The organism is Desulfosarcina alkanivorans (genome assembly GCF_009688945.1).
Lineage (GTDB): Bacteria > Desulfobacterota > Desulfobacteria > Desulfobacterales > Desulfosarcinaceae > Desulfosarcina > Desulfosarcina alkanivorans.
On sequence record NZ_AP021874.1, the window covers coordinates 3,650,343 to 3,674,011 of the forward strand.

At 59.2% G+C, this 23,669-nt stretch carries 21 protein-coding genes; 13 read left to right on the forward strand and 8 right to left on the reverse strand.

Features of this window, described 5'->3' with window-relative positions; genetic code table 11:
• Positions 1–35 precede the first annotated feature (35 nt).
• Complete coding sequence (locus DSCA_RS16060; RefSeq protein ID WP_155317385.1) at positions 36–1,943, reverse strand: propionyl-CoA synthetase; 1,908 nt, start codon at positions 1,941–1,943, stop codon at positions 36–38.
• A 396-nt stretch (positions 1,944–2,339) separates the two neighbouring features.
• Here DSCA_RS16060 and DSCA_RS16065 point away from each other — a divergent pair, with 396 nt between their 5' ends.
• A complete protein-coding gene (locus tag DSCA_RS16065) occupies positions 2,340–4,619 on the forward strand; it encodes an ATP-binding protein (protein WP_155317386.1) in 2,280 nt (759 codons plus the stop codon).
• Positions 4,616–5,752 carry a sensor histidine kinase gene (locus DSCA_RS16070; RefSeq protein WP_155317387.1) on the forward strand — a complete coding sequence of 379 codons (1,137 nt, stop codon included), beginning with the start codon at positions 4,616–4,618 and terminating at the stop codon, positions 5,750–5,752. Before DSCA_RS16065 ends, DSCA_RS16070 begins: the two co-directional genes overlap by 4 nt.
• A 77-nt stretch (positions 5,753–5,829) precedes the next feature.
• Here the strand turns inward: DSCA_RS16070 and DSCA_RS16075 are convergent, their stop codons facing one another.
• Positions 5,830–6,264, reverse strand: a complete 435-nt coding sequence (locus DSCA_RS16075) for an RrF2 family transcriptional regulator (protein ID WP_167527806.1) — start codon at positions 6,262–6,264, stop codon at positions 5,830–5,832.
• A 368-nt stretch (positions 6,265–6,632) separates the two neighbouring features.
• Here DSCA_RS16075 and DSCA_RS16080 point away from each other — a divergent pair, with 368 nt between their 5' ends.
• The 11 genes from DSCA_RS16080 to DSCA_RS16125 all read left to right on the forward strand — a co-directional run bounded on the left by DSCA_RS16080 (position 6,633) and on the right by DSCA_RS16125 (position 17,337).
• Positions 6,633–7,073 (forward strand): RrF2 family transcriptional regulator, encoded by a 441-nt coding sequence (locus DSCA_RS16080; protein ID WP_155317389.1) that lies wholly within the window; start codon positions 6,633–6,635, stop codon positions 7,071–7,073.
• A 52-nt stretch (positions 7,074–7,125) separates the two neighbouring features.
• On the forward strand, positions 7,126–8,721 hold the full coding sequence (gene hmcA, locus DSCA_RS16085; protein ID WP_167527807.1) for a sulfate respiration complex hexadecaheme cytochrome HmcA: 1,596 nt from the start codon (positions 7,126–7,128) through the stop codon (positions 8,719–8,721).
• 43 nt (positions 8,722–8,764) lie between these two features.
• On the forward strand, positions 8,765–9,856 hold the full coding sequence (hmcB, locus tag DSCA_RS16090; RefSeq protein WP_155317391.1) for a sulfate respiration complex iron-sulfur protein HmcB: 1,092 nt from the start codon (positions 8,765–8,767) through the stop codon (positions 9,854–9,856).
• Between the two features lie 47 nt (positions 9,857–9,903).
• Entirely contained in the window at positions 9,904–11,073 is a 1,170-nt protein-coding gene (gene hmcC, locus DSCA_RS16095; protein ID WP_155317392.1) for a sulfate respiration complex protein HmcC, read from the forward strand.
• 25 nt (positions 11,074–11,098) lie between these two features.
• Positions 11,099–11,227 (forward strand): sulfate respiration complex protein HmcD, encoded by a 129-nt coding sequence (hmcD, locus tag DSCA_RS32950; protein ID WP_269434665.1) that lies wholly within the window; start codon positions 11,099–11,101, stop codon positions 11,225–11,227.
• A gap of 15 nt (positions 11,228–11,242) precedes the next feature.
• Positions 11,243–11,920 (forward strand): sulfate respiration complex protein HmcE, encoded by a 678-nt coding sequence (gene hmcE / locus DSCA_RS16100; RefSeq protein ID WP_155317393.1) that lies wholly within the window; start codon positions 11,243–11,245, stop codon positions 11,918–11,920.
• A gap of 41 nt (positions 11,921–11,961) precedes the next feature.
• Positions 11,962–13,347, forward strand: a complete 1,386-nt coding sequence (hmcF, locus tag DSCA_RS16105; RefSeq protein WP_155317394.1) for a sulfate respiration complex iron-sulfur protein HmcF — start codon at positions 11,962–11,964, stop codon at positions 13,345–13,347.
• A gap of 77 nt (positions 13,348–13,424) precedes the next feature.
• Positions 13,425–13,970, forward strand: coding sequence for a hypothetical protein (locus DSCA_RS16110; RefSeq protein WP_155317395.1), 546 nt, complete (start codon positions 13,425–13,427; stop codon positions 13,968–13,970).
• Positions 13,971–14,055: 85 nt separating this feature from the next.
• Complete coding sequence (locus DSCA_RS16115) at positions 14,056–14,985, forward strand: universal stress protein (RefSeq protein WP_155317396.1); 930 nt, start codon at positions 14,056–14,058, stop codon at positions 14,983–14,985.
• Entirely contained in the window at positions 14,972–15,400 is a 429-nt protein-coding gene (locus DSCA_RS16120; RefSeq protein WP_155317397.1) for a response regulator, read from the forward strand. Before DSCA_RS16115 ends, DSCA_RS16120 begins: the two co-directional genes overlap by 14 nt.
• Positions 15,401–15,402: 2 nt before the next feature.
• A complete protein-coding gene (locus DSCA_RS16125; protein ID WP_155317398.1) occupies positions 15,403–17,337 on the forward strand; it encodes a hybrid sensor histidine kinase/response regulator in 1,935 nt (644 codons plus the stop codon).
• Between the two features lie 122 nt (positions 17,338–17,459).
• Here the strand turns inward: DSCA_RS16125 and DSCA_RS16130 are convergent, their stop codons facing one another.
• The 6 genes from DSCA_RS16130 to DSCA_RS16155 form a co-directional block, all read right to left on the reverse strand.
• A complete protein-coding gene (locus DSCA_RS16130) occupies positions 17,460–18,284 on the reverse strand; it encodes an EFR1 family ferrodoxin (RefSeq protein ID WP_155317399.1) in 825 nt (274 codons plus the stop codon).
• Between the two features lie 29 nt (positions 18,285–18,313).
• Positions 18,314–19,381 carry a DUF362 domain-containing protein gene (locus DSCA_RS16135; protein ID WP_155317400.1) on the reverse strand — a complete coding sequence of 356 codons (1,068 nt, stop codon included), beginning with the start codon at positions 19,379–19,381 and terminating at the stop codon, positions 18,314–18,316.
• Between the two features lie 93 nt (positions 19,382–19,474).
• A complete protein-coding gene (locus DSCA_RS16140) occupies positions 19,475–20,008 on the reverse strand; it encodes a cytochrome b (protein ID WP_167527808.1) in 534 nt (177 codons plus the stop codon).
• A gap of 170 nt (positions 20,009–20,178) precedes the next feature.
• Positions 20,179–21,090, reverse strand: a complete 912-nt coding sequence (locus DSCA_RS16145; protein ID WP_155317402.1) for a nitrilase-related carbon-nitrogen hydrolase — start codon at positions 21,088–21,090, stop codon at positions 20,179–20,181.
• A gap of 127 nt (positions 21,091–21,217) precedes the next feature.
• Positions 21,218–22,543 (reverse strand): MmgE/PrpD family protein, encoded by a 1,326-nt coding sequence (locus DSCA_RS16150; RefSeq protein ID WP_155317403.1) that lies wholly within the window; start codon positions 22,541–22,543, stop codon positions 21,218–21,220.
• A gap of 223 nt (positions 22,544–22,766) precedes the next feature.
• The gene (locus tag DSCA_RS16155; protein WP_197904606.1) at positions 22,767–23,663 is read right to left on the reverse strand and encodes a glycine betaine ABC transporter substrate-binding protein; all 897 of its coding nucleotides are present in this window, start codon (positions 23,661–23,663) and stop codon (positions 22,767–22,769) included.
• Positions 23,664–23,669 lie beyond the last annotated feature (6 nt).

The window sequence follows — 23,669 nt, forward strand, 5'->3', positions numbered from 1 at the left end:
TATTCTATACCTCAGACAGTGGTCCTGCTGCGGGTTCAGGCCTTTCTGGCCCCGGCATACCCGATGCCCTTGAGCGCCGCTTCCATCTCTCCGAGGATGGTCGGGTCGTCGATGGTGGCCGGCACGTTGTAATCCTTGTTGTCGGCGATCTTCTGGATCGTTCCCCGCAGGATTTTGCCCGAACGCGTCTTGGGCAGCCGTTTGACCACCGTGGCTGTCTTGAAGGCCGCCACCGGGCCGATGCGCTCGCGAACCATCTGGATGGTTTCTTGGATGATCTCGTCTTCGGCCTTGGTGACCCCGGCCTTGAGGACCACAAAGCCAACCGGCACCTGGCCCTTGAGGCTGTCATCCACGCCCAGCACCGCGCACTCGGCCACGTCCGGATGGTCGGAGAGGACCTCCTCCATGGCGCCCGTGGAGAGCCGGTGCCCGGCCACGTTAATGATGTCATCCGTGCGGCTCATCACGAAGGCGTAACCCTCGGCATCGATGAAGCCCGCATCGGCCGTCTTGTAGTAACCGGGAAATTCCTCCAGATAGGATTCCACGTAGCGGTCGTCGTTCTGCCACAGGGTCGGCAGCGTACCCGGCGGCAGGGGCAGCTTCACGACCAGGGCGCCGATTTCACCCGGGGCGACCTGTTTGTTGTCGGCGTCCACTGCCTGCAGATTCCAGCCCGGCGCCGGTTTGGTGGGGGATCCCTCTTTGACTGGAAACTCATGCAGACCCAGGCAGTTGGCGCAGATGGCCCAGCCCGTTTCCGTCTGCCACCAGTGGTCCACCACCGGCACCTTCAAGGCTTCTTCGGCCCAGTGCAGCGTGTTGGGATCGAGACGCTCGCCGGCCAGATACAGGGCCTTGAAGTTGGACAGGTCATACTGCTTCATCAGTTCGGCATTGGGGTCTTCGCGCTTGATGGCCCTGAAGGCGGTGGGGGCAGTGAACATGGCCCTGACCTTGTGGTCGGCGATCACCCGCCAGAAAACCCCGGCATCCGGCGTGCCGACGGGCTTGCCCTCGAAGAGGATCGTGGTGCAGCCCTTGAACAGGGGGCCATAGACGATGTAGCTGTGGCCCACCACCCAGCCGACATCCGATGCCGCCCAGTAGACATCACCGGTATCCACGTTGTAGATGTTCTTCATGCTCCATTTCAGGGCCACCACATGGCCGCCGTTGTCTCGTACCACGCCCTTGGGTTGGCCCGTGGTGCCCGAGGTGTAGAGAATGTAGAGCGGATCCGTGGCTGCCACCGGTACGCAGTCCGCCGGGGTGGCACCGGCCATGGCAGCCTCCCAGTCCACATCACGGCCGTCGATCATGGGGGCCTTCTCCATGGGGCGCTGAAAGATCACGCACGAATCCGGTTTGCTGTCGCTCATATCGATGGCCGCATCCAGAAGGGGCTTGTAGGCGATCACCTTCTTCACTTCGATGCCGCAGGAGGCCGACACGATCACCTTGGGCTTGGCATCGTTGATGCGCGTGGCCAGTTCCTTGGCGGCAAACCCGCCGAACACCACCGAGTGAACCGCGCCGATGCGTGCACAGGCCAGCATGGCAATGGCCGCTTCGGCGATCATGGGCATGTAGATCAGCACCCGGTCGCCCTTTTCCACCCCCTGGGCCTTGAGAACGCCGGCGAAGGCGGCCACCTCGTCACGAAGCTCGTTGTAGGTGTACTTCTTGATGGTGTCCGTAACCGGACTGTCATAGATCAGTGCCAGTTGATTCCCCCGTCCCTGATCGATGTGATAGTCCAGGGCATTGTAGCAGGTGTTGATTTCGCCGCCGGTGAACCAGCGGTAAAAAGGCTTGTTGCTGTCGTCGAGCACCTTGTCCCAGCGCTTGTACCAGTGGCAGTCTTCTGCCGCCTTGGCCCAGAATCCGTCCGGATCGTTGATGGACTGTTCAAATGCCGCTTCGTAGGGATTGGTCATGTGGCCTCCTTTTGCCGTAGGTTAAGAATACAGAAGGGCAACATCGTCGCTTGGTAACTGCTGTATCCAGGCGCCGCGTGTTCCAGGGCGTTTCCGGAAATCGTGGTTTCGGGGGAAACCGGTTGAAAGCGTCCGGCGGCCGCCTCGGGGGGGAGACAGGCGAGACCGCCAAAAAACAATAGAGAAAAACATTGATTAATGTCAAGAATAAAAGATGAATTTCATACAGTATGTGAATGAATGAATTTATTTTGCGTGAGCTCGATTACCCTGCATGCAACGGGCCGCATTTTGGTTGTGTTCTCCCCGAGTTGACCCGTGGCAGCTTTTCAGTTATCGTTTCCACCAGTCCGGCAACGGCCTGTGCCCCGACAAACCCACCAGCGAAAGTAATCCATGCGGTCACTGAAAGCCATCATTCACAAAAGCCTGCTGTCCAAACTCCTGACCAGCGTCGGCTTGATTCTGCTGCTGTCCCTCGCCGTCTGGGGGTTCTTCAATTTCAGATACATGCAGCAGAAAATGGTGGCCAACATCACCGCCGGCACCCAGCGGCTGAGCAGCACCATCCGCCAGGGCACCCATTATGCCATGATGCTCAACTCCAGGGACGACATCAGGCAGATCATCACCAACATCGCCAAGCAGCACGATATCGTCACGATTCGCATCTACAACAAGCAGGGGGAGATCAAGTTCTCCAATCGGGACGACGAAATTGACACGGTCACCAACATCAAGGACGAGGCCTGCTACATCTGCCACCGCAGCGACCCGCCGGTGGCCCAGGTGGCCCAGGCCGAAACGGTCCGCACCTTTCGGTCCGAGAACGGCTACCGGCTCATGGGGGTCATCAGTCCGGTATACAACGAACCGGGCTGTTCGACCGACGCCTGCCACGTTCACCCGCCGGACAAAAAGGTACTGGGCGCCATCGACCTGGTGGTATCGCTGGAAGAAGCGGACCGCGAACTGGCCCGTTACGAAAGAAACCTGGCCGCCCTGGCCGTTTTCATTTTTCTGGCCACATCGGCCATGATCTTCCTGTTTATTTATCGTTTCGTGAAATATCCCATCAAGAAACTGATCGACGGGACCCGGCGAATTGAAAAGGGCGATTACGCGGCGCCGGTGGAAGTCGACCAGGCCGATGAGATGGGGCAGCTGGCCAAGGCCATTCGGCAGATGGGCAGGGCCATCAACGGCAAGCAGAGCGAACTCAACAAACAGCGCGACCAGTTCCAGAACCTGTTCGAAATGGTGCCCTGCGTGATCACCGTCCAGGATCGGGACTACCGCCTCATCGGCTACAATCGGGAGTTTGCCGACAAGTTCGCCCCCAAGCCCGGCGACTACTGCTATCGCGCCTACAAGGGACGAACGGAAAAATGCGTGGACTGCCCGGTGGAGGCCACCTTTGCGGACGGCCAGTCCCACTACAGCGAAGAAACCGGTGTGGACAAGGACGGCAGCGTCAAGCACTGGATCGTTCGCACCACGCCCATCCGGGACGAGTCCGGCGAAATTGTGGCCGCCATGGAGATGAACCTGGACATTTCCGAGCGCAAGCAATTGGAAGAAAAACTGGAGCTGTCCGAAAAGAAATACCACGCCATTTTCAACAACATCCCCAACCCGGTGTTCGTTCTGGAGATCCGAAGCCTGCAGATTCTGGACTGCAACAAGAGCGTCCGGGCCGTGTACGGCATCGAACGGGAAAGCCTGATCGGCACCTGTTTCCTGGATCTTTTCGAACCCGACGAGCGCGAAACCATCGCTTTTCGAATGGCCACCACGGCGGTGTTGAACCAGGTCCGCCATGTGGGCAGCGATGACCGGCAGCTTTATGTGGATATCCGCATCTCCCCGTCTGAATACACCGGCCACCGGGTGCTGCTGGTGACCATCAGCGATGTCACCAAGCGGCTGGAGGCGGAACAGCAGCTGATCCAGGCCAGCAAGATGGCCACCCTCGGCGAAATGGCCACCGGTGTCGCCCACGAATTGAACCAGCCCCTGTCGGTCATCAAGACCGCCAGCAGTTTCTTCATGCGCAAACTGAAGAAAAAGGAACCCATCCGCGATGAGATTCTGATGACCATGTCCGAGGAAATCGACAGTCACGTGGAGCGGGCCACCAAGATCATTAACCACATGCGCCAGTTCGGCAGAAAGTCCGATCCCAATCTGGAACCGGTTTTCCTCAACGAGGTGCTGGAACGGGCCTTCGAAATCTTCAGCCAGCAGCTCAAAGTGCGCGGCATCGAGGTCCAATGGCAGACGGATCCCGACCTGCCGCCGGTCATGGGCAATCCCAGCCGGCTTGAACAGGTGATCATCAATCTGCTGATCAATGCGCGCGACGCCATCGAGGAACGATCGGACCGGACGGCGGACGGCGCGCCCCCCCGGACCATCACCCTGGTTACGGCACGCAACACCCGGACGGTCACCTTGTCGGTGGGTGACACGGGCGCCGGTGTCCCGGCACCGATCAGGAGCAAAATTTTCGAGCCTTTTTTCACCACCAAGAAAGTGGGCAAAGGAACCGGACTGGGGCTGTCCATCAGCTACAGCATCGTCAAGGAGTGCGGCGGCAAAATCGATGTCACCGAAAACCCGGGGGGCGGCGCCTGCTTCAATCTGCAGTTTCCCATCGTGAAAGCGACGTCATGACCGACGACATCCTCCTGGTCGACGACGAGGCGGGCATCCGCAAGGTCCTGGGTATTTCCCTGGCCGATCTGGGGTACACCGTTCATGGGGCCGAAAATGCGGCGGCCGCATTGACGATCATCGAAACGGTCCGGCCGGCCATCATCCTCACCGACATCAAGATGCCGGGCATGAATGGCATCGAACTGCTCAAGGCCGTCAAGGACCGATATCCGGACACCGAAGTCATCATGCTGACCGGCCACGGCGACATGGATCTGGCCATCGAGAGCCTCAAATTCCAGGCCACGGATTTCATCACCAAACCCATCTCCGAAGTGGCGCTGACCGTCGCCCTGCAACGCGCCGGGGAACGCATCGACATGCGCCGGCAGCTAAACGCCTACACGCAGAATCTGGAGCACCTGGTGGAAGAAAAATCCCGCCAGCTTATCGAGGCCGAACGCCTGGCCGCGGTGGGGGAGACGGTGGCGGGGCTCTCCCACACCATTAAGAATATCGCCGGTGGACTGGACGGCGGGATGTTTGTCCTGGAAAAAGGCATCGAACTGGAAGACACCGCCTATCTGCAGCAGGGATGGAAACTCGTGCGGGGAAATGTGGACCGGATCAAGACCCTGTCCCTTGATCTGTTGAATTTTGCTAAAACCGACCGTATGGCGTACCGGCCGGTTGACCCCGGCCAGCCCGCCCGTGAAGTCTTCGATCTGATGCGGTCCCGGGCTGAAGCGCACGGGATGGATTTCGTTCTCGAGGTGGAGACCGGACTGGCGCCGATTCAAATGGATCCCGCGGGCATCCATCAGTGTCTGTTGAACCTGGTCACCAATGCCATCGACGCCGTGCTGGATACAGAACCGGCTGACGGGGAACAGCGCATCACCGTGTCGGTGAGTGCAGCGGAAAGCGGGGGAGTCCGTTACCGGGTGGCGGATACATGCTGCGGAATGGATGAACCAACGAAAGCGCGGCTGTTCCAGCGATTTTTCACAACGAAAGGCGAACGGGGTACGGGCATCGGCCTCATGCTCACCCGGACCATCGTCCACCGCCACAAGGGGACCATCGATGTCGACTCGCAGCCCGGCAAGGGGTCCTGTTTTACCATCAACCTGCCGGACCGGCCCCGCTGATGGATGGATATGGGGGGAGGTACTGCCGTGGTGGCGGTGCAGGGAAAGCGGGTATCGCCATCCTGACCTGCTATGCATCAATTTTCCGTGCCGGTCATCATGTTTTCCTGATCGATCAAAGCCTGAATCGTCATCTGATCGTATACCGAATTCACGGCAAGCTGGGCCTGATCCCATAACCCCATGAATACGCAATTGCCCAGAAAAGGACAGTTTCCCTTGGATGCACAGGACATGCACACCTCCGCCTTTTCCACTTTGTCCAGGGCCCGGAAGATGTCACCCACGCGAATCTGTTCCGGTGGATCGACCAGCGTGTAGCCGCCGAAAAAACCCCGCTTGGAAGCCACCACACCCGCCCGCTTCATCTGCCCCATGATCACCTCCAGAAAACGCAGCGGAATGGCCTGCGCCTCTGCGATGATGGATGTCTTCACCGGTTCCTCCCCCTGCTGTTTGGCCAGTTCGAAAATGGCGCGCAGGGCATATTGTTTTTTTTGGGTTATCAGCATGGTTGATTCTGTTCCTGATTCGTTGGCCGTCCCTCGCATGGGGCCGGCGATGGATGCGGGCATCGCCCGTGTAAAATGATGGTTTTTTAGGTTTCTGAGACGGCGGCAAATATAATCACTTTGCCAAAAATTGCAATGCTTGAATGCGACTTTTTTGGGTATTTACCCCATTTAACAGGTGAAACCTGCCAGCGCGATCCCACCCACGATGATTTTTAAACCATTGTAATCATGTACTAAAAACTATTTTTGAAAAAAAATGAAAAAATAATTGACATTCAAGGCCAATCCCGACTATTAAAGTCGGAATACTACTTGATTTATTAAGTCAAGAAATATGCTGACAATAATAGTCAGGAAAGACCTGAATGCTGGCCCCCACCAAAAAAAACCAGTACGCCCTGCGCGCCATTTTCGAACTGGCCAAACACATGAACCAGGGACCGGTGAAAATTTCAGACATTGCCGCGGCCCAGTCCATTCCCCTTCGATTCCTGGAAGTCATCCTCAATCAACTCAAGGCCAGTGGCATCGTCGATTCCAAACGCGGCTTTACCGGCGGTTATTTTCTGGTCAAGCCGCCCGGACAGGTATCGGTGGGAGATGTACTGCGGTTTCTTGACCGGGAGCCGTCGCCCACCGACTGTATTGCCTGTGTGTCCAAGACCAGCTGCCCGTTCGATGGCCGCTGTGCCTTTTCATCCCTGTGGATCCGGGTGAAGCAGGCGGCCTTCAGCATATATGATCGAACTTCTTTTCAGGACCTGATCGACCGGGAACGGGATACCGGGCGGCAGGGTGAACCATGAGGGCGGACGTCCCGTCCGAATCGGCAAACTGCATACCCTAAGGATGTCAACGATGCGGAAAGGAACAGTTCATTTGAAAACAGGTGGCATGCTGCTGGCCATGGCCGTTATTTTTCTGCTTGCCGCAGGGGCCGTCAACGTCGATTCCCCCGTTGACAGGCCGATTGAAACCGGTGCGGATCTCATCATCATCGATGCCATGAGATCCATGGGTCCCCTGGAACGGCCGCCGGTGGCGTTTTTCCACAGTCGACACACCGAAGCCCTGGCCAAGATCAGCCGGGACTGCAGCGCCTGTCACATGGCCGATGAGAAAGGGCGCCTGTCGCCCAAGTACCAGCGGCTGGCCGACACGGACCGGCAGACGGTTACCGACACCTATCATGTCAACTGCATTGCCTGTCATCGTGAACTGGCCGGCCCCGACCGCAAGAGCGGCCCCCAGACCTGCGGGGGCTGCCACCAGGAGAACCCGGCCGTCGCCTCCACCTGGAAGGACCTCGCCTTCGACAAATCCCTGCACTACCGTCATGTAAAGGCCAACGACGAAAAATGCGAGAGCTGCCATCACACTTACGACAAACAGGCCAAGCGGCTGGTCTATGCCAAGGGTGAAGAGGGTGCCTGCGCTTACTGCCATAAGGAGACGGCGGTTGAAAACACCCCGGCCCGCAAGGAAGCATCCCACTTCCAGTGCATCGGCTGCCACCGGGACAACCAAGCCAAAAACAAAAAGGCCGGTCCCATCGGGTGCCTGGACTGCCACGATGCCGATTACCAGATGGGCATCGAAGTGGTGAAAGAGATACCCCGGTTGAAGCGCAACCAGCCGGATGCCGTCCTGGTCAAGACAGGTGAAGCCCCCCGGCCGGACGGGGGATGGCCGGCGGCCATGAATCCGGTCCCCTTTGACCACCGTGCCCACGAAACTTACAACGACAGCTGCAAGGTGTGTCACCACGCCAGCCTGCAGTCCTGCGCCAGCTGTCATACCAGCGCCGGTAAAAAAGAAGGCGACCATGTCAAGCTGGCCCAGGCCATGCACAGCGTGACCGCTCAGGCCAGCTGCATCGGCTGCCACCAGGAAAAACAGAAAGCACCCGAATGTGCCGGTTGCCATGCATTTATCGGCCAACCGGTCAACAATCGCCAGGATCCGTCCTGCAAAGCCTGCCACATGGCGCCACTGCCGGTCGGCGTGAACCCGGCCAATGCCGATGAAACCGAGGCGTTCGCCATGGTCCAGCTGGCGGCACGGGATGTGGAAACAAAAATCTTTGCTGCCGACAAGATCCCCGAAAAGGTGACCATCGGCCGGCTGTCCGATCGGTTCCAACCGGCGATATTGCCCCATGGTAAAATCGTCAATGCGCTCGTGGATAAAACCCGTAACAGCCGACTGGCCGGCTACTACCACAGTGAGGCGGGAACCCTGTGCCAGGGCTGCCACCATCACAGTCCACCCGCGGAAAAACCGCCGGCGTGCAGCAGCTGCCACGGCGAGACCATCGAAGGCGCCGATGCGTTCAGGCCTGGTTTGGCGGGAGCTTATCATCAGCAGTGTATCGGCTGTCATCAGAACATGGGCATCGAAAAACCCGACGCCCGGGATTGCAATGCCTGCCATGTGGAAAAAAATAAAGGATAGGGGCTGCTCGATTCGGCCATAAACTGCAAGTTGAGGGTGAACCATGTCACTTTCCAGGAGAAAATTTCTCGGTTGGATCGGCGCGGCAGGCATGACCGCCGCCGCCGGACGCAACGCGTCTGCCGCGACCACGCACCATTTTGAAGGCCATGCGGATTCGATGGCGGTACTTCATGACACCACCTTGTGCATCGGCTGCCGCCAGTGTGAAGGCGCCTGCAACGCGGTCAACGACCTGCCGGCGCCTGAAAAGCCCTTCACCGACCTGACGGTTCTCGAGGAACAGCGGCGGACCACGTCCGAAACCTACACCGTGGTCAACCGAAAGCCCGGCAAACCGGAAGGGCCGGTGTTTGTCAAAAAACAGTGCAATCACTGCCTGGAGCCGGCCTGCGCCTCGGCCTGCTTCGTCAATGCGTTCCAGAAGACCAGGGAAGGCGCGGTGGTCTACGACGCCTCCGTCTGCGTGGGCTGCCGCTACTGCATGATCGCCTGCCCTTTCGAGATCCCGACCTACGAATACGACAGTGCCTTTTCGCCCCGGGTCATGAAGTGCACCATGTGCCACCCCCGGGTGCTCGAGGGCAAACTGCCCGGCTGCGTGGAATCGTGTCCGACCGAAGCACTGGTTTTCGGCAGGCGTGACGATCTGCTGAAGATTGCCCGCCAGCGGATCATCCGGCGGCCGGACACCTATGTGGACCATATCTACGGCGAGCGGGAAATGGGCGGTACGTCGTGGCTCTACCTGTCCGCTGTGCCCTTCGACAGCATCGGCATGCGCACGGACCTGGGGATTACCCCGGCCCCCGAACTCACCGCCGGTGCCCTGGGAGCGGTGCCCATCGTCGTGGGGCTCTGGCCGGTTCTGCTCACGGGTATTTACGCCATGAGCAAGCGCAAAGAAAAAATTGCCGCCGAAGAAAAAGCCCGGGCGGTATCAACGGCCCTGGCCGAGGCCGAGGCGCAGGCGACAGCCAAAATGGATGCGGCCCTGGAAAAAGCCGGCCAGGAAAAGGCCGCCGCCATTGAAAAGGCCGTCAAAGCGGCCCTGGAAGCCGAAGAAAAAGCCCGCGCCGAAGCCGCCGCGGCGCAGGAACCGCCCGCCGCAGAAGGCGACGGAAAAGATGCCTAACCGGCGATCGGGCCGGGGATAGCGAAACCTTTCAGGAGGAATCCTTTATGTCTGAAGATACAGCCGCCATGGGCAAACCGACGCTTTCACCGTTCAATATCGTGGCCGGTGCCATTTTGCTGGTGGGGGGGATCCTGACCATCCTGCGCTTTACCCAGGGGCTGGATGCGGTCACCAACCTGTCCGACTACAACCCCTGGGGCATATGGATCGGGTTTGACCTGCTGGTGGGCGTCGCCCTCGCCGCCGGTGGGTTCGTGACCTCGGCAGCCGTGTATATATTCGGGATGAAACAATACCATGCCGCCGTCCGCCCGGCCATCCTGACCGGTTTTCTGGGCTACGCACTGGTCGTCCTGGCCCTGCACTACGATGTGGGCCGCCCCTGGCGCCTTCCCTATCCGTTTATCATGCAGCGGGGCACCACCTCCCTGCTCTTCGAAGTGGCCGCCTGCGTGGCCCTTTACCTGACCGTCCTCTTCATCGAATTCTCACCGGCGGCGCTGGAATGGCTGGGCCTCAAGCGCGCCCGCAACCTCGTGGTCAAACTGACCATGCTGCTGACCATCTTCGGCGTGGTGCTGTCCACCCTTCACCAGTCCTCACTGGGCGCGCTGTTTCTCATCGCACCGTCCAAGCTTCACCCGTTGTGGTACACGCCGTACCTGCCCATTTACTTTTTCGTCACGGCGGTGATCGCCGGGCTCTCCATGGTGATCTTCGAAAGCACGCTGTCGCACCGATACTTCGCCCACAAGATGGACGCGGCCCACCTGGCGGAAAAAGACACCGTGCCCCTGGGATTCGGCAAGGCCGCCTCATTCGTGCTGGCCGGTTATTTCATCATCAAGGTCATCGGCATCAGCACCGGCAACACCTGGCATTACCTGGCCACCGGTTATGGCCTCTGGTACCTGGTGGAATTGCTGGGTTTCGTAGCCCTGCCCTCATTTCTCTTTGCAGTGGGAGTACGGGACAAAAATGTCACCCTGATTCGCTGGACCGCCGCGTGGAGTGTCCTGGGAATCGTCGTCAACCGGTTCAACATCTGCCTCGTCGCCTTCAACTGGCACCTGCCCGCCAGCGAGCGCTATTTCCCCCACTGGATGGAGATCGGCATCAGCGTGTTCATCGTGACCCTGGGCATCGTGGTCTACCGGTTCATCGTCACCCGCATGCCCGTGCTCTATGAGCATCCGGACTACGACGCCCACTAACCGTTTAAAAGGGAAGCAACCGCCCATGGAAACCATTGTTACCCTCCAGGAGTTCATGCTCCACACCAAGAATATCACCTATGTGCTGATGGTCGTCGCCCTGATCGGCATCACGGGCTTCTGGCTGTTTCTCACTGACCGGGATGATGATTAGAAAAAGGAGTATCCCATGTATGAACTGGTAACCGGCCCCCTTGCCTGGATCGCATTCGGCGTCTTTGCCGTCGGCCTGATCTATCGTCTGGTGTGGTATATCCGGGGCCTGAACTGGCAGATGGACCGCGTCACCTATTCGGAAAACGTGGCCTACGGCATCAAGGGCGCCCTGCGCTCCATCTTCTACTGGCTGGTGCCCTTCGGCACCCGCAGCTGGCGATTCTATCCCGGGTTCACCATCCTGGTGTTCGTCTTTCACATCTGCCTGCTGGTCACCCCGGTGTTTCTCATGGGCCATAACGTGCTGCTGCTGGATCGCTGGGGGTTCAGCCTGCCGTCCCTGCCTGAAGGCGTGGCCGATGCGATGACCCTGGCCGTGATCGTGGCGGCGGTGTTCATCGTCCTGCGGCGCATCGCCCTGCCGGAGGTGCGGATTCTCACCAAACCCTACGACATTCTGGTGCTGGCCATCGCCGTGGCGCCTTTTTTGACGGGTTTTCTGGCCTATCACCAGATCGGCAGCTACGACTTCTGGATCGTCGCCCACGTGTTATCCGGCGAGATCATGCTCGTGGCGATCCCCTTTACCAAGCTGTCCCATTTTCTGCTTTTTTTCCTCTCCCGGGCACAACTGGGCATGGACTACGGAATCAAGCGCGGCGGCATGAAAAACAAGGGAATGGCCTGGTAGGCCTTGCGCATACTTTAATATTTTGTATTTAAGGTGATACTATGCCCGAAGGAATTCTTTGCAACAAGCAGGTAGTCGATACCAAGGAAAAGCTGAACGCCCTCCTGGCGGACAAGAGCGGCAAGCAGTACTACGCCGAGATGAAAGCGCTCGACGTGGATACCAAAGCCTTGGCGGCTACGCTGGAAAAGACCTGCAAATCCAGGCTGCGAACCTGGCTGGAGATCTGTGCCCACTGCGGCATGTGCGCCGACAGCTGTTATTTCTACCTGGCCAACAACAAGGACCCCAAGCAGGTACCGTCGTATAAAATCCAGTCCACACTGGGTGAAATGGTCAAACGCAAGGGCAAGGTGGACAACGACTTCATGCACATGGTCATGGACACCGCCTGGTCCAAATGCTCCTGCTGCAACCGCTGCGCCACCTATTGCCCCTTCGGCATCGACATGGGGGTAATGTTCGGCTATGTGCGGGGACTGTGCTTCGCCCAGGGGTTCGTGCCCTGGGAACTGAAGATCGGCTCGGGCATGCACCGCATCTACAATGCCCAGATGGACATCACCACCGAAGACTGGGTGGACACCTGCGAGTGGATGGCCGAGGAATATGAGGAGGACTGGCCGGGGTTGGAAATCCCGGTAGACAAGGAAAACGCGGATATCATATACACAGTCAACGCCCGGGAACCCAAACACTACCCGGAGGACCTGGCCGAAGCGGCGGTCCTTTTCCACCTGGCCGGCGAAAGCTGGACCGTTCCCAGCCAGGGATGGGAGGAAACCAGCCTGGCCATGTTCGCCGGCGACTGGGGGGCCTGCAAGATACAGGTGGAAAGTGTCTATGCCGCCATGGATCGCCTGAAACCCAAGCGCATGGTGGTCACCGAGTGCGGCCACGCCTACCGGGCAACCGTTATCGAAGGCCCCTATTGGGCGGGACTCAAATCGGGCAAAACACCGGTTGAAAGTTTCCACTATGTGGAGTGGGTGGCCGAGGCCCTGCGCACCGGAAAGCTGAAGATTGACCCGGCCAAACGGATCAAGGAGCCGGTGACCTACCAGGATTCGTGCAACTACGTGAGAAACGCCGGCCTCGGCGACTGTGCCCGGGAGATCATGAGCTACGTTGCCGAAGACTTCCGGGAAATGCGGCCCTGCAGGGAGCACAATTTCTGCTGCGGCGGCGGCGGCGGGCTCAACGGCATCGGGCTCTACCGCCAGCAACGCAACACTGCCTTGAAGGTCAAACGGGATCAGATCCTGGCCACCGGCGCCAAACTGGTGGTGGCGCCCTGCCACAACTGCTGGGATGCCATCCGGGACCTGGAGGAGGTCTACAAGATCGGCATCCGTTGGACGTTTCTCAAGCCACTGCTCCTGAGCATGGTAAAGGTTCCGGAGCATCTGCTGCCCCAGGACGAGTAGCAACATCAACGAGCCTGGATTCATAATACGGTTGGCCGTTTCCGGCTTCACCGGTTCAGGCCCGAAAAAGGCGCTGTATGGACACTGTCCGCCTCAACATCGATGGGTCCATCGATACGATCCGCAAGGACGATCAGCCCGCATTGCTGGCCTGCCTGGCCCGGCAGGTGGAACTGGCACCGGAGTACACCCTGCGCAGTTTTTTCAGCATGCTGGACGCCTATGGCGCCCTGGTTCACCTGAATGCCTTTTTTCCGGATCTGATGGAGCAGTGCCGGCAGGGACCGGCCGATGGATGCCGGGTCGACGCGATCGACTGGCTGATGCTGGAAAAAACCGTGGAAATGATCGGATTTCCCGGCGAACCGCGCCTCGAGATCTACCGCAGCTTCAGCGGGTGCCGCCAGGGCAAATCGGTCCCGATCAAAGAGTTCCAGGTGGATATGCTGCTGGACATGCAGGTCCGTCTGGGCAGGCTCAAGCATGTCATCTTCGGTGACCAGGTCGATGTCTTTGAATTCGATACCGTGTTCACCCTTTTTGAATTGGTGGAAGGAATCGGCTGGGAACTCGGATTTCATGGAACACCCAGGGAATGCCAGATTGGGTCCTTCCGAAAATGAGAGGCTTCTCCCGAGGTTGCCGGCCAACACGGAAATCGGGTAAAAGATGCCGTTTCTGGATGGACAAGAGATAAGGAGGTTCCATATGTTTAAAAAGATCCTGTTTGCAACCACGGCGTCACCGGCCTGCGACAACGCGGCCAAGGTGGCCTTTGACCTGGAGATGAAATGGGATGCCAAGCTCTGCGTTTTTCACGTCCTCGGAGTCCCCACCCGTGGATACAGTTCCTTTGTCACCGATGTCCGCACCGGAGAGACCGAACAGATCGATCCCGACTATGTCGACTGGGTGAAAGAAGAGATGAAGCATACCTACAATGGTCTTCTCAAAGACAGTGAAAATGCCACCCTGGAAGCCGTCATCGGCGTTCCCCACCGGGAAATCCTGAGAAAGGCCCGTGCCGAAGATGTCGACCTGATCATCATGGGTGCCCACACCCGGGACGAAGACATCGGAGCCGCCCGCTATCGCAGCGTGGTGGGCAGCACCATGCAGAAGGTGGCCAAGAGTGCCCGCTGCCCGGTGGTCATCATCAGCCGTCCGTGCACCACCTGCTGGAAACTTTTTTCCAACATTGTCGTGGGCACCGATTTTTCCAAGCCGGCCACCAGTTCGTTCCTCTGGGCCCTGCGACTGGCCAGGGAGGTCAACGCCCGGCTGCACCTCTTCCACGCCGTGGATATCCATGCGGCCGAACCGGGAAAAATAAGCGGTCAGGCGGAAATCGAGGAACGCATCGACGCGGCCCGTCAAAAAATCGAGGCCAGGTACCTCTCCCAGCTCAACGGGTTCGACAATTACGAAGTGGGTATCCGGGAGGGAACGCCTTATGTGGAAATTCTCAAATTCGCCCGCGAAAAACAGGCCGACCTGATCGTCATGGCCCACCATACCCGGGAGATCGATCCGGAACTGGCCCTTTTGGGCTCAACCGTGGAGCAGGTCGTGCTGCGCTCCTCCTGCCCGGTCGCCAGTGTCAACCATCCGGACAAGGTCCAGGATGACCAGGTCTGAAGCCGAACCGTCCAGGGGAACCATTCTCATCGTCGATGATGCCATGGATATGCGGGTGTTCCTTTCCGCCTTGTTCAGGACCCATGGCTACCGCACCGAAACCTGTCGGGACGGATCCACCGGCCTGGCCAAAGCCCGGGAGATCAGGCCCGACCTGATCGTCCTGGACGTGATGATGCCGGGCTCCGGCGGTGCGTTGATGTACAAAAGCCTGAAAACGGACGGGCAGCTGAAGCGGATACCCGTCATTATGCTGTCAGCCGTGGGGCAACATTCGTTCCGGCACTATCTGAAGATGCTCAACATCAAAATGGTGACACCGCTGCCGGACCCTGAAGAGTACCTGGAGAAACCACCCGACGCCCGGCAGCTGCTGGACACGGCCACTCGTCTCATGGCATTGCAAAAAGGGTAAAGATGGAAGAAAAAATCCTGCTGGTCGATGATGAGGAGGGAATCCGGAAGGTCCTGGGCATTTCCCTAATGGACATCGGCTACCAGGTGTTCACCGCCGAAAATGGAACGGAGGCCCTGGCGGTTTTTCGGCAGCACACCCCTCCCATTGTTCTCACCGACATCAAGATGCCCGTCATGGACGGCATCGATCTGCTCCGACAGATCAAAGCCGAGAGCCCGGACACGGAAGTGATCATGCTCACCGGTCATGGCGACATGGATCTGGCCATCAAGTGCCTGAAGCTGGAGGCCACCGATTTCATCACCAAACCCATCAACGACGATGTTCTGGAAATTGCCCTCAAGCGCGCCCGAGACCGTATCGACATGCGCACGCAGTTACGGGCCTACACGGAAAACCTGGAGACGCTGGTCCAGGAGCAGGCCGCCCGGTTGATCAACAGTGAACGCCAGGCGGCTGTCGGACAGGCAATGGAGGGCCTCTCCACGGTAATGCGGGATATCGCCGGAGACCTGAATACGGGCATCAACTACTTCAATGAGCTACCGTGCTTTGTTTCCATTCATAACCGCAATCACGAAATTATTGCCGTGAATTCGCTTTACCTGGAACGGCTGGGCGACCATACCGGCCAGGCCTCCGGGTTTGCCTATTCTGAAGACAGTACCACCCGATCCCCGGTAGTCGAAACCTTTGCCACCGGAAACGGCACACGCTCCCAGGCCATGGTAACCTATGCCGACGGCACCCGTGGACCGGTGATGGTGCATACCGCGCCCATTCGGGACAGCCATGGCGATGTGGAACTGGTGGTGGAAATCGTAGCGGATATCGGTGAGGTCCGACGCCTTCAGGAGCGGCTCCAGTCTACCCAGCAGCGCTACCAGCAATTATTCGACCAAGCGCCCTGCTATATCACGGTACAGACGCCGGACCTGACCATACGGGCGGCCAACCGCCGTTTTCAGGAAGACTTCGACCTTACCGTGGGGGCATTCTGTCACAAGATCTACAAGGATCGCGACCAGGCCTGCCCGGATTGCCCGGTGGTCAAGACTTTTGCCGACGGCGGTTCCCACCAGTGTGAAATGGAGGTGACGTCCAAGCGCGGGGAATCCTACCGGGTGCTCATCCAGACGGCCCCCATCCGCGACCTGGCCGGCAACATCACCCATGTGATGGAGATGTCCACCAACGTCACCCGCACCCGCCGGCTGGAAGACCAGCTGGCCTCGCTGGGTCTGATGATCGGATCGGTCTCACACGGCATCAAGGGGCTGCTCACCGGCCTGGACGGCGGCATGTACCTGCTGGACTCGGGATTCAAGAAGGAGAACCAGCAGCAGATCCGCGAGGGCTGGGATACGGTGCGGTTCATGGTGGGGCGCATCCGGGACATGGTGCTGGACATCCTCTTCTATGCCAAGGAAAAGGACCTCAAATGGGAAACGGTGGACGTCCCGGCCTTTGCCGAGGAGGTGCTGCATACGGTGGGGCCCAAGCTGAAAGGCCATGACATCACGCTGACGCATCGTTTCGATCCCGCCATCGGCCGCTTCGAGATGGATGCGGGCATCGTTCGCAGCGCCCTGACCAACATCATCGAGAACGCCGTGGAAGCCTGCCGGTCCGACCGGTCGGGCCGGCCCCACGAAATTAGTTTCCACGTCACCCAGGATGCGCAACACATCTACTTCAACGTGACCGACAACGGCATCGGCATGGACGAGCAGACCCGGGCCAATGTCTTCACCCCCTTCTTCTCGTCCAAGGGTGAACGCGGCACCGGCCTGGGGTTGTTCATCTCCAACCGCATCCTCAGCCAGCACGGCGGAGGCATTTTTCTGGAATCGGAACCGGAGACCGGCAGCCGGTTCTCCATAAAAATCCCCAAGAAGGCATCAACGCATCCGCACACACATGCGTCATTGTAGCGGGTTCAAGGGGCAGCGGCTCCCGGGGGGGCAAGCGGGAGAAATCCGGAAGACATGGGATGACTTTCAATCAGGCCGCCTGCCGCTGCCGATGGGAACCGGACCCGACCCCCTCCATGGCATTAAAAAATCTGCGTATATGGCCTTTCATCAAATTTCGCCACCCGCTTGCGGATATTGGCGTCGATCTTCTCTAAGGGCACCGCCGGGACAATGGCATCTTCCGGACATTCACGAACGCAATTGAAGCAATCGAAACACCGGTCGCTGAAAACAGGGCCGGGGTCCAGCGTAACGGCGCCCACCGGGCACACCTGTTTACAGATGGCGCACTGGGTGCATTTCTCCTCATCGACGGTTTTGGGAATAATCGTCCAGGGCTGCTCCAATTTCTTTTTGCCTTCGGCGCCCACGGCTGCCGGCTGGTAGTCGAGAACCTCAAACGACAGGGTATCTGCGGGCGTCTTCGTCAGCCGATCGATCAGGCGGCCGATCTGCCGATCATCGTCGGCATCCGGATGGCCCTGGCCCACCGGGTTGTCAGACGGCCACATCATGGAATGGACGCCCAGCACCTTGGCAGCACCGGCCAGGGTGCAGCCCTTGCTCTCCAGGGCCTTCCCCATCTGCCAGAGGGCGATCCCGCTGCTGGCGCCGCCCCAGGTAATAAAGGGCACGGCCGGGCAACCGATTCCCTCGGGCAGGTCTTCGAGAAAAGCCATTACCGGCGGAATGGCCATATCCCGGTAGACCGGCGATCCCACGAAGAGGCACGCATCCGCGCCGGCCGTTTTCAGCAAACCAACGTATCGGGACGGGTCCTTGGTGATTGCCAGATCCAGGCGGTGAACGGTGACGGCTTCCTCTTCCAACCGATCGCCGATCACCTGGGCGACATGGCGGGTGGAGCCCGCCGGTGAACAGTATACGATTAACGCAGTTTTCAAATTTGACCGCCTTTCATAGCAAGTTATTCCTATATCAGCGCCATGGCCTTTTCCGGACAGATCTCCTGACAGCAGAAGCAGGTGACGCAGCGCGCCATATCCACCCGGGGCAGGTCCTGCGCCATGGACAGGGCCTGTGCAGGGCACTGCTCCACGCAGGACCCGCAGCCGGTGCAGCCGTCCGGATCCGCCCGGGGCGTGAGTCGGGTTTTACTCTCGAGCATTTCCTGAACCGCCGCATTATCATGGATGGCCTCACCGCCCAGGGGCGGGAGTTTGAAATCGTTTAATTTTTCCAGCGTGCCGTCAATGCGGATATCCGTCATTTTCCAGCCGCCCAACCCGGCATCGGCGGCATTTTTGAGGAATCTCAATCGGCCCGGATCCAGGCCCATCATGACAGCCATGACCGCGTCCATGGCCACGGCATTGTCTGCAGCCAGCACCAGGCCGATCTCGCGCAGATCCGGCGAGGCCGGGCCGTTGCCCTCCATGCCCACCACGGCGTCCACGATGAACAGGTCCGGCACCCGCAGCCTGAACACTTCGACCACCAGGTCGTGAAACCGTTGAGGGCTGCCGGCAATTTTGTGCAAGCGGGCCTTCTGGGCGCCGGGCAGGATACCGTAACTGTTCTTGATGGCCCCGGTCATGACGGTGAGCCCATGGGTTTTGAACTTGGGCAGGCTGATGACGATGTCCGCGTCGATAATGGCCCGGGAAACATTCACCGTTTCCATGAACTCAGGGTTAAAGGGCCGACTGACCGCGCCGAGGCCAATGTTGCGATAGTACCCCCGGGCGGCAGCCATGAGACCGGCCTGCTCGAAGGCCGCTTCGTTGGCGCCGTAACTGAACAAACCGGGATTGTCGCCGACAATAATGGATGCCGGCGCGAAAGTTTCCACTTTGTCCACCACGGCGGCCAGCACGGCCGGGTGGGTGACGATGCCTTCCGCCGCGTCCGATGCCCGCAGCACGTTGGGTTTGATCAAGACTTTTTTGTCCTTGAGGTCCCGGGGAAACAGATCAAACGCCCTGTCTATCGAAGATCGGACAGTGTCGTAGGTTGCCGGATGGATCATGACATGATGCATGGTTCAACGCCTCATTGTAGCCGAAAAAATGAAATGCAAAAAGGGTTGGTATCATGGACGGGGCTGATTCTCAAGCAGGCGTGAAGGATGCGTCTATCGTCCCTTGAGCATGCGCACCAGCGTCCGGTCCCGGTCGATGAAATGGTGTTTCAGCGCAGCCACGGCATGGACCACGATCGTCACCGTCAACAAGCCGGCGACCACGCCGTGGACCTCACGGAAAAAAGCGCCCAGCAGCGGGCTGTGCCATACCAGCGGGGGCAGCGAGAACCCTTCGAAAAAAACCACCGGACGGCCATAGGCCTGGGACATGAGAATGCCCGACAGGGGTTGCAGAAGCGGCAGAAAATACAGCCAGACGTGCAGCACACGGGCGATGTAGGCCTGCACCGGGGTGCCCCTTAAAGGGCGGGGTTGGAGATTGAAGCTGCGCCATAGGAGACGGGTGACCGCCAGCAGCAAAATAAGAACACCAATGGATTTGTGGGCCGCAACGGCAAGGCCTTTAAATCCTCCGGGCGGGAGGAGCGACAGCAGGCTGCCACCTGCGAGCATGCCGATTACCAGCGCAGCGATGACCCAGTGAACCAGGCGGGCAATCAAACCATATCGGTCTTGGGTGTTCATGAACATGCGGACCTCCTTGTTCTTTCTTGGGGAAGGTGGACGGCATATCAGGGGATAGGGATCATAAACCTGCCCATCAGGTTAGCGGATTGCCCACCGGGTGGCAAGCCCAACCGTTTTAAACCGACCGACGGGTGACGGTGGTGATGCCGGAGTTGAAAACGCTGCCCTTATTCCGGATGCTTCTTGCCGTAAAGAATCCGTCCCAACTCCCGATGGGTGAAATAGGGGTCGTCGTTGCGCAGGTAGGGCAACGCAATGCGTTTTTTACGGATGATCTGCCTGGAAATATCCGCGTAAATGGTGTCGGGGTCAAAGAGCGCAGCCGAGATGATGGCCTGGCCGAAGGGATTGATCACCTCGCTGCCGCCCCAGAAGCGGAAGGGATCGTCATCAACTGCCGCAGAGACGGGATCGGACGGGCAGTCATCCGAAGATCGGAGATCCTCGAAGACTTCGCAGCCCACGCGGTTGGCGCACAGGTTGTACACGCCGAACACCCGGGAGTAGAACCGGTTGATGATATTCCAGCTTTCAATGTTGGAGAACTCATTGCCCATGGACCCCCTGGAAGAGTTGAACATGGTGATGAAGACGTCCGCCTTCTGGGTAATCCCCAGATAGGGCAGCGAGGGGTGCCACAGGTCGTTGCAGATGAACGGGGCGATGGTCAGGCCCTTGAGTTTGAACACCCGGACGTGCTTGCCGCTGGCGAAGATCTTGCGTTCCTCGAACACGCCGTAGTTGGGCAGGTTGAGCTTGCGGCAGGCGAACAGGATGTCGCCGTCCACGGCCACCAGTGCCGAATTGTAGAAATTCATGGCTGGAGACTCTTCGATAAACCCGACGACCGCGGCCGTCCCCCTGGTCGCCCTGGCCAGCTGCCGGATTTCGGGTGCATCCATGCGCAGGGCCGCCTGGTGATATCGCTCACGGACAAAGTAACCGGTCAGCGAGAGTTCGGGAAAGACCACCAGGTCGGCGCCGTTGACCTTGGCCGCTTCAATCTTATCGATGGTGCCTTCCAGGTTGGTCTTGACGTCCAGCAGGACCGGGTCGGTCTGGTAAATACACACTTTCATCGATGCGCCCTTTCCATGGGTTGCCGGCATCCGCCGGGACGGTTTCAGCGGCCGGCGGCGGTGCCGGCACCTGCCTTTTTTAGCGGCACGTCAGCAGTGATCGTGTTAAATCCGAGCGTCGTCCATCTTATGATCGGCATCCGTCGATGATGGGGTCGATGGTCGCCCACTGGTCGGCCGACCAGAGCCGGCCCTTCAAATCCATGGCCTTCATTTTACCAATCACCGGAACGGTCAGCCAGAGAAATTTTTCTTCCAGTTCGTGATCCGACGGCAGGGTATCCGGCGGCTCCCAGCGTGCTTCGATACGCCCGGAGCGAAATACGTCGCCGGTGGTCGTCTCGACGATAACTTCGGCCGGGGCCTTGGCCGGGAACTCGGCCTCGAATTCGGGGGCCACTTCGGTGGAGACCCGATCCAGCAGGGCCAGCAGCCTCGGATCGTGCAGGCGCGGCGGGAGCACCTGCCCGGGCCCCACCTCCCCGTCCAGCAGGGCCGCGGCCACCGGGAATGCCAGGCTGTACTGGGCCGCCTCCGTGTCGCGGGGATGCACGCCGGGCAGGCGGGTGGCCGCCTCGAAGGTGCGCACGCGGATGTGTCCGATCTGATCCGGATCCAGGCGATGGTCCCGGACGATTTGAAGCGCACCGGCCACGGCCGGCTGACCCCATCGGCAGGCGGCATAGGGTTTGAAATAGAGGTTGAGGATCTCCCATTGTTGGCCCAGGTTTAGCACCAAGGATGGTTCCGGGGCGTCGTCGAACAGGGGACGGATGCCGGTGAACCCGTCACGGGCCATGAGGGCCGACAGCACCGCTGTCATGCAGCCCCAGCCGATGCTGTCCTTGCCCATGGAGGGCGTGTCGATGCCCTTCATCATGGGGGCGATGGGGGCGTGGTATTCGGCGGCGCCCATGGCGTGAAAGAGCTGGCTCCCGGTCAGTCCCAGCAGCCTGCCGGCGGCAGCGGCACCGGCGATGGCCCCCCAGCTTCCCGAGGAGTGGTAGACGTCGTAGGTGGCGTGGCGGATCAACCCGGCGCGGGTGCCCAGTTCGTAGGCCACCACCAGGGCGGTCAGAAATTCCCGGCCGCTGCAGCCGCCGGCCAGTTCGGCGGCAGCCAGCACCGGCGGCAGGGCACAGGCCCCGGGATGCCCTTTGGTGGGTCGATAACCGTCGTCGATGTCCAGGGCATTGCCGGAAAAGCCGTTGGCCAGGGCGGCACCGGCGGCCGATACGCGTTCACCGGAAACCATGATGGTGGCCTGGTCGCCGCCAAACTGCTCCAGGGCGGTCTTGCGAATGATGCCGGCGACCGGCGTCTGTGACCCGGCGACCAGCGCACCCATGCTATCCATGAGGCAGCGTTTGACCTGGTGCTTAACTTCGGCTGGCAGGTCTTCCCAGCGGGTATTCAGGGTGAAACCGATGGCATGCGAAGTCAGTTGACCCATGGCCGTTCTTAATTGCCTTCCGGACAGTTCGGCGATACCGTCCACTTTATGAGTGGGAGATAAACAGCGTCAATCGGTGACGTCGATTTAAAAGCGCACACGGGTCATCGGCATCAGGCAAAGCGCATGCATGGGCCCGTTTCATGAACCTTTCAATAAAAACCATCGCTCGTCAACCATCCCCCGGCACAAATGGCCAGAACCTTTCGTGCCGGGGTATATTCTACAACAAGCCGTTGGCCTTCAGGAAGCCTCTCGCGACATCAGTAACCGATTTCTTGTCGACATCCACCTGCGCATTCAATGCGGACATGGTCGCGTCGTCGATCAACCCGGACAGCATGTTCAGTTGTCCGGCGAGATCCGGATTCGCATCCAGCGTCTCTTTGCGAACGGTCGGCGTAATCGCATAGGCGGGGAAGTAATTTTTGGTATCCTTGAGCACCCTGAAATTGAAGGCCGGAATACGCCCATCGGTAGCAAAAACAAGCCCCACGTCGACATCGCCATCCTTCAGTGCCTTGTACACCAATCCGGTCTCCATGCGTTTGACGGCTGAACGGGGGAACTTGAACCCATAGGCTTTCTGGAGCGGTTTCAGGCCGTCGTCCCGTTTATAGAACTCGATGTTGCACCCCAGTTTCAATTTATCGCCGGCATTGAGTTTGGCGGCCAGATCTTCCAGGGACTGGAGGCCCTTTGACTCGGCATCGGCCTGGCGCACCGCCAGGGCATAGGTGTTGTTCGCAGCCGATGCATTCAGCCAGACAATACCCGTTTGCGCATCTTTGGCTTTGACCGCCTCATAGATCTGCTCGGCAGGCTGATTGGCAAACTTGTTTTTGTGGAAATTCAGAAACGCCGTGCCCGTATATGCCCAATACATGTCCACTTGTTTATTTTCCAGTGCGCCGCGCACCAGCGAGGTGCCCATACCGGTTTTGAGTTCGACATCGTACCCTTGCGCCGTCAGATATTGACCGGTAATTTCGGCCAGCAGCAGCTGTTCGGTAAAGCCCTTGCCGCCGACAACGATCGTAGCGGCCAATGCCGTTTGAACGGTAAACGCCGTAATCAACATCATCGTTACGAAACTGATTTTTTTAAAAACGTCTTTCAAGGTTAT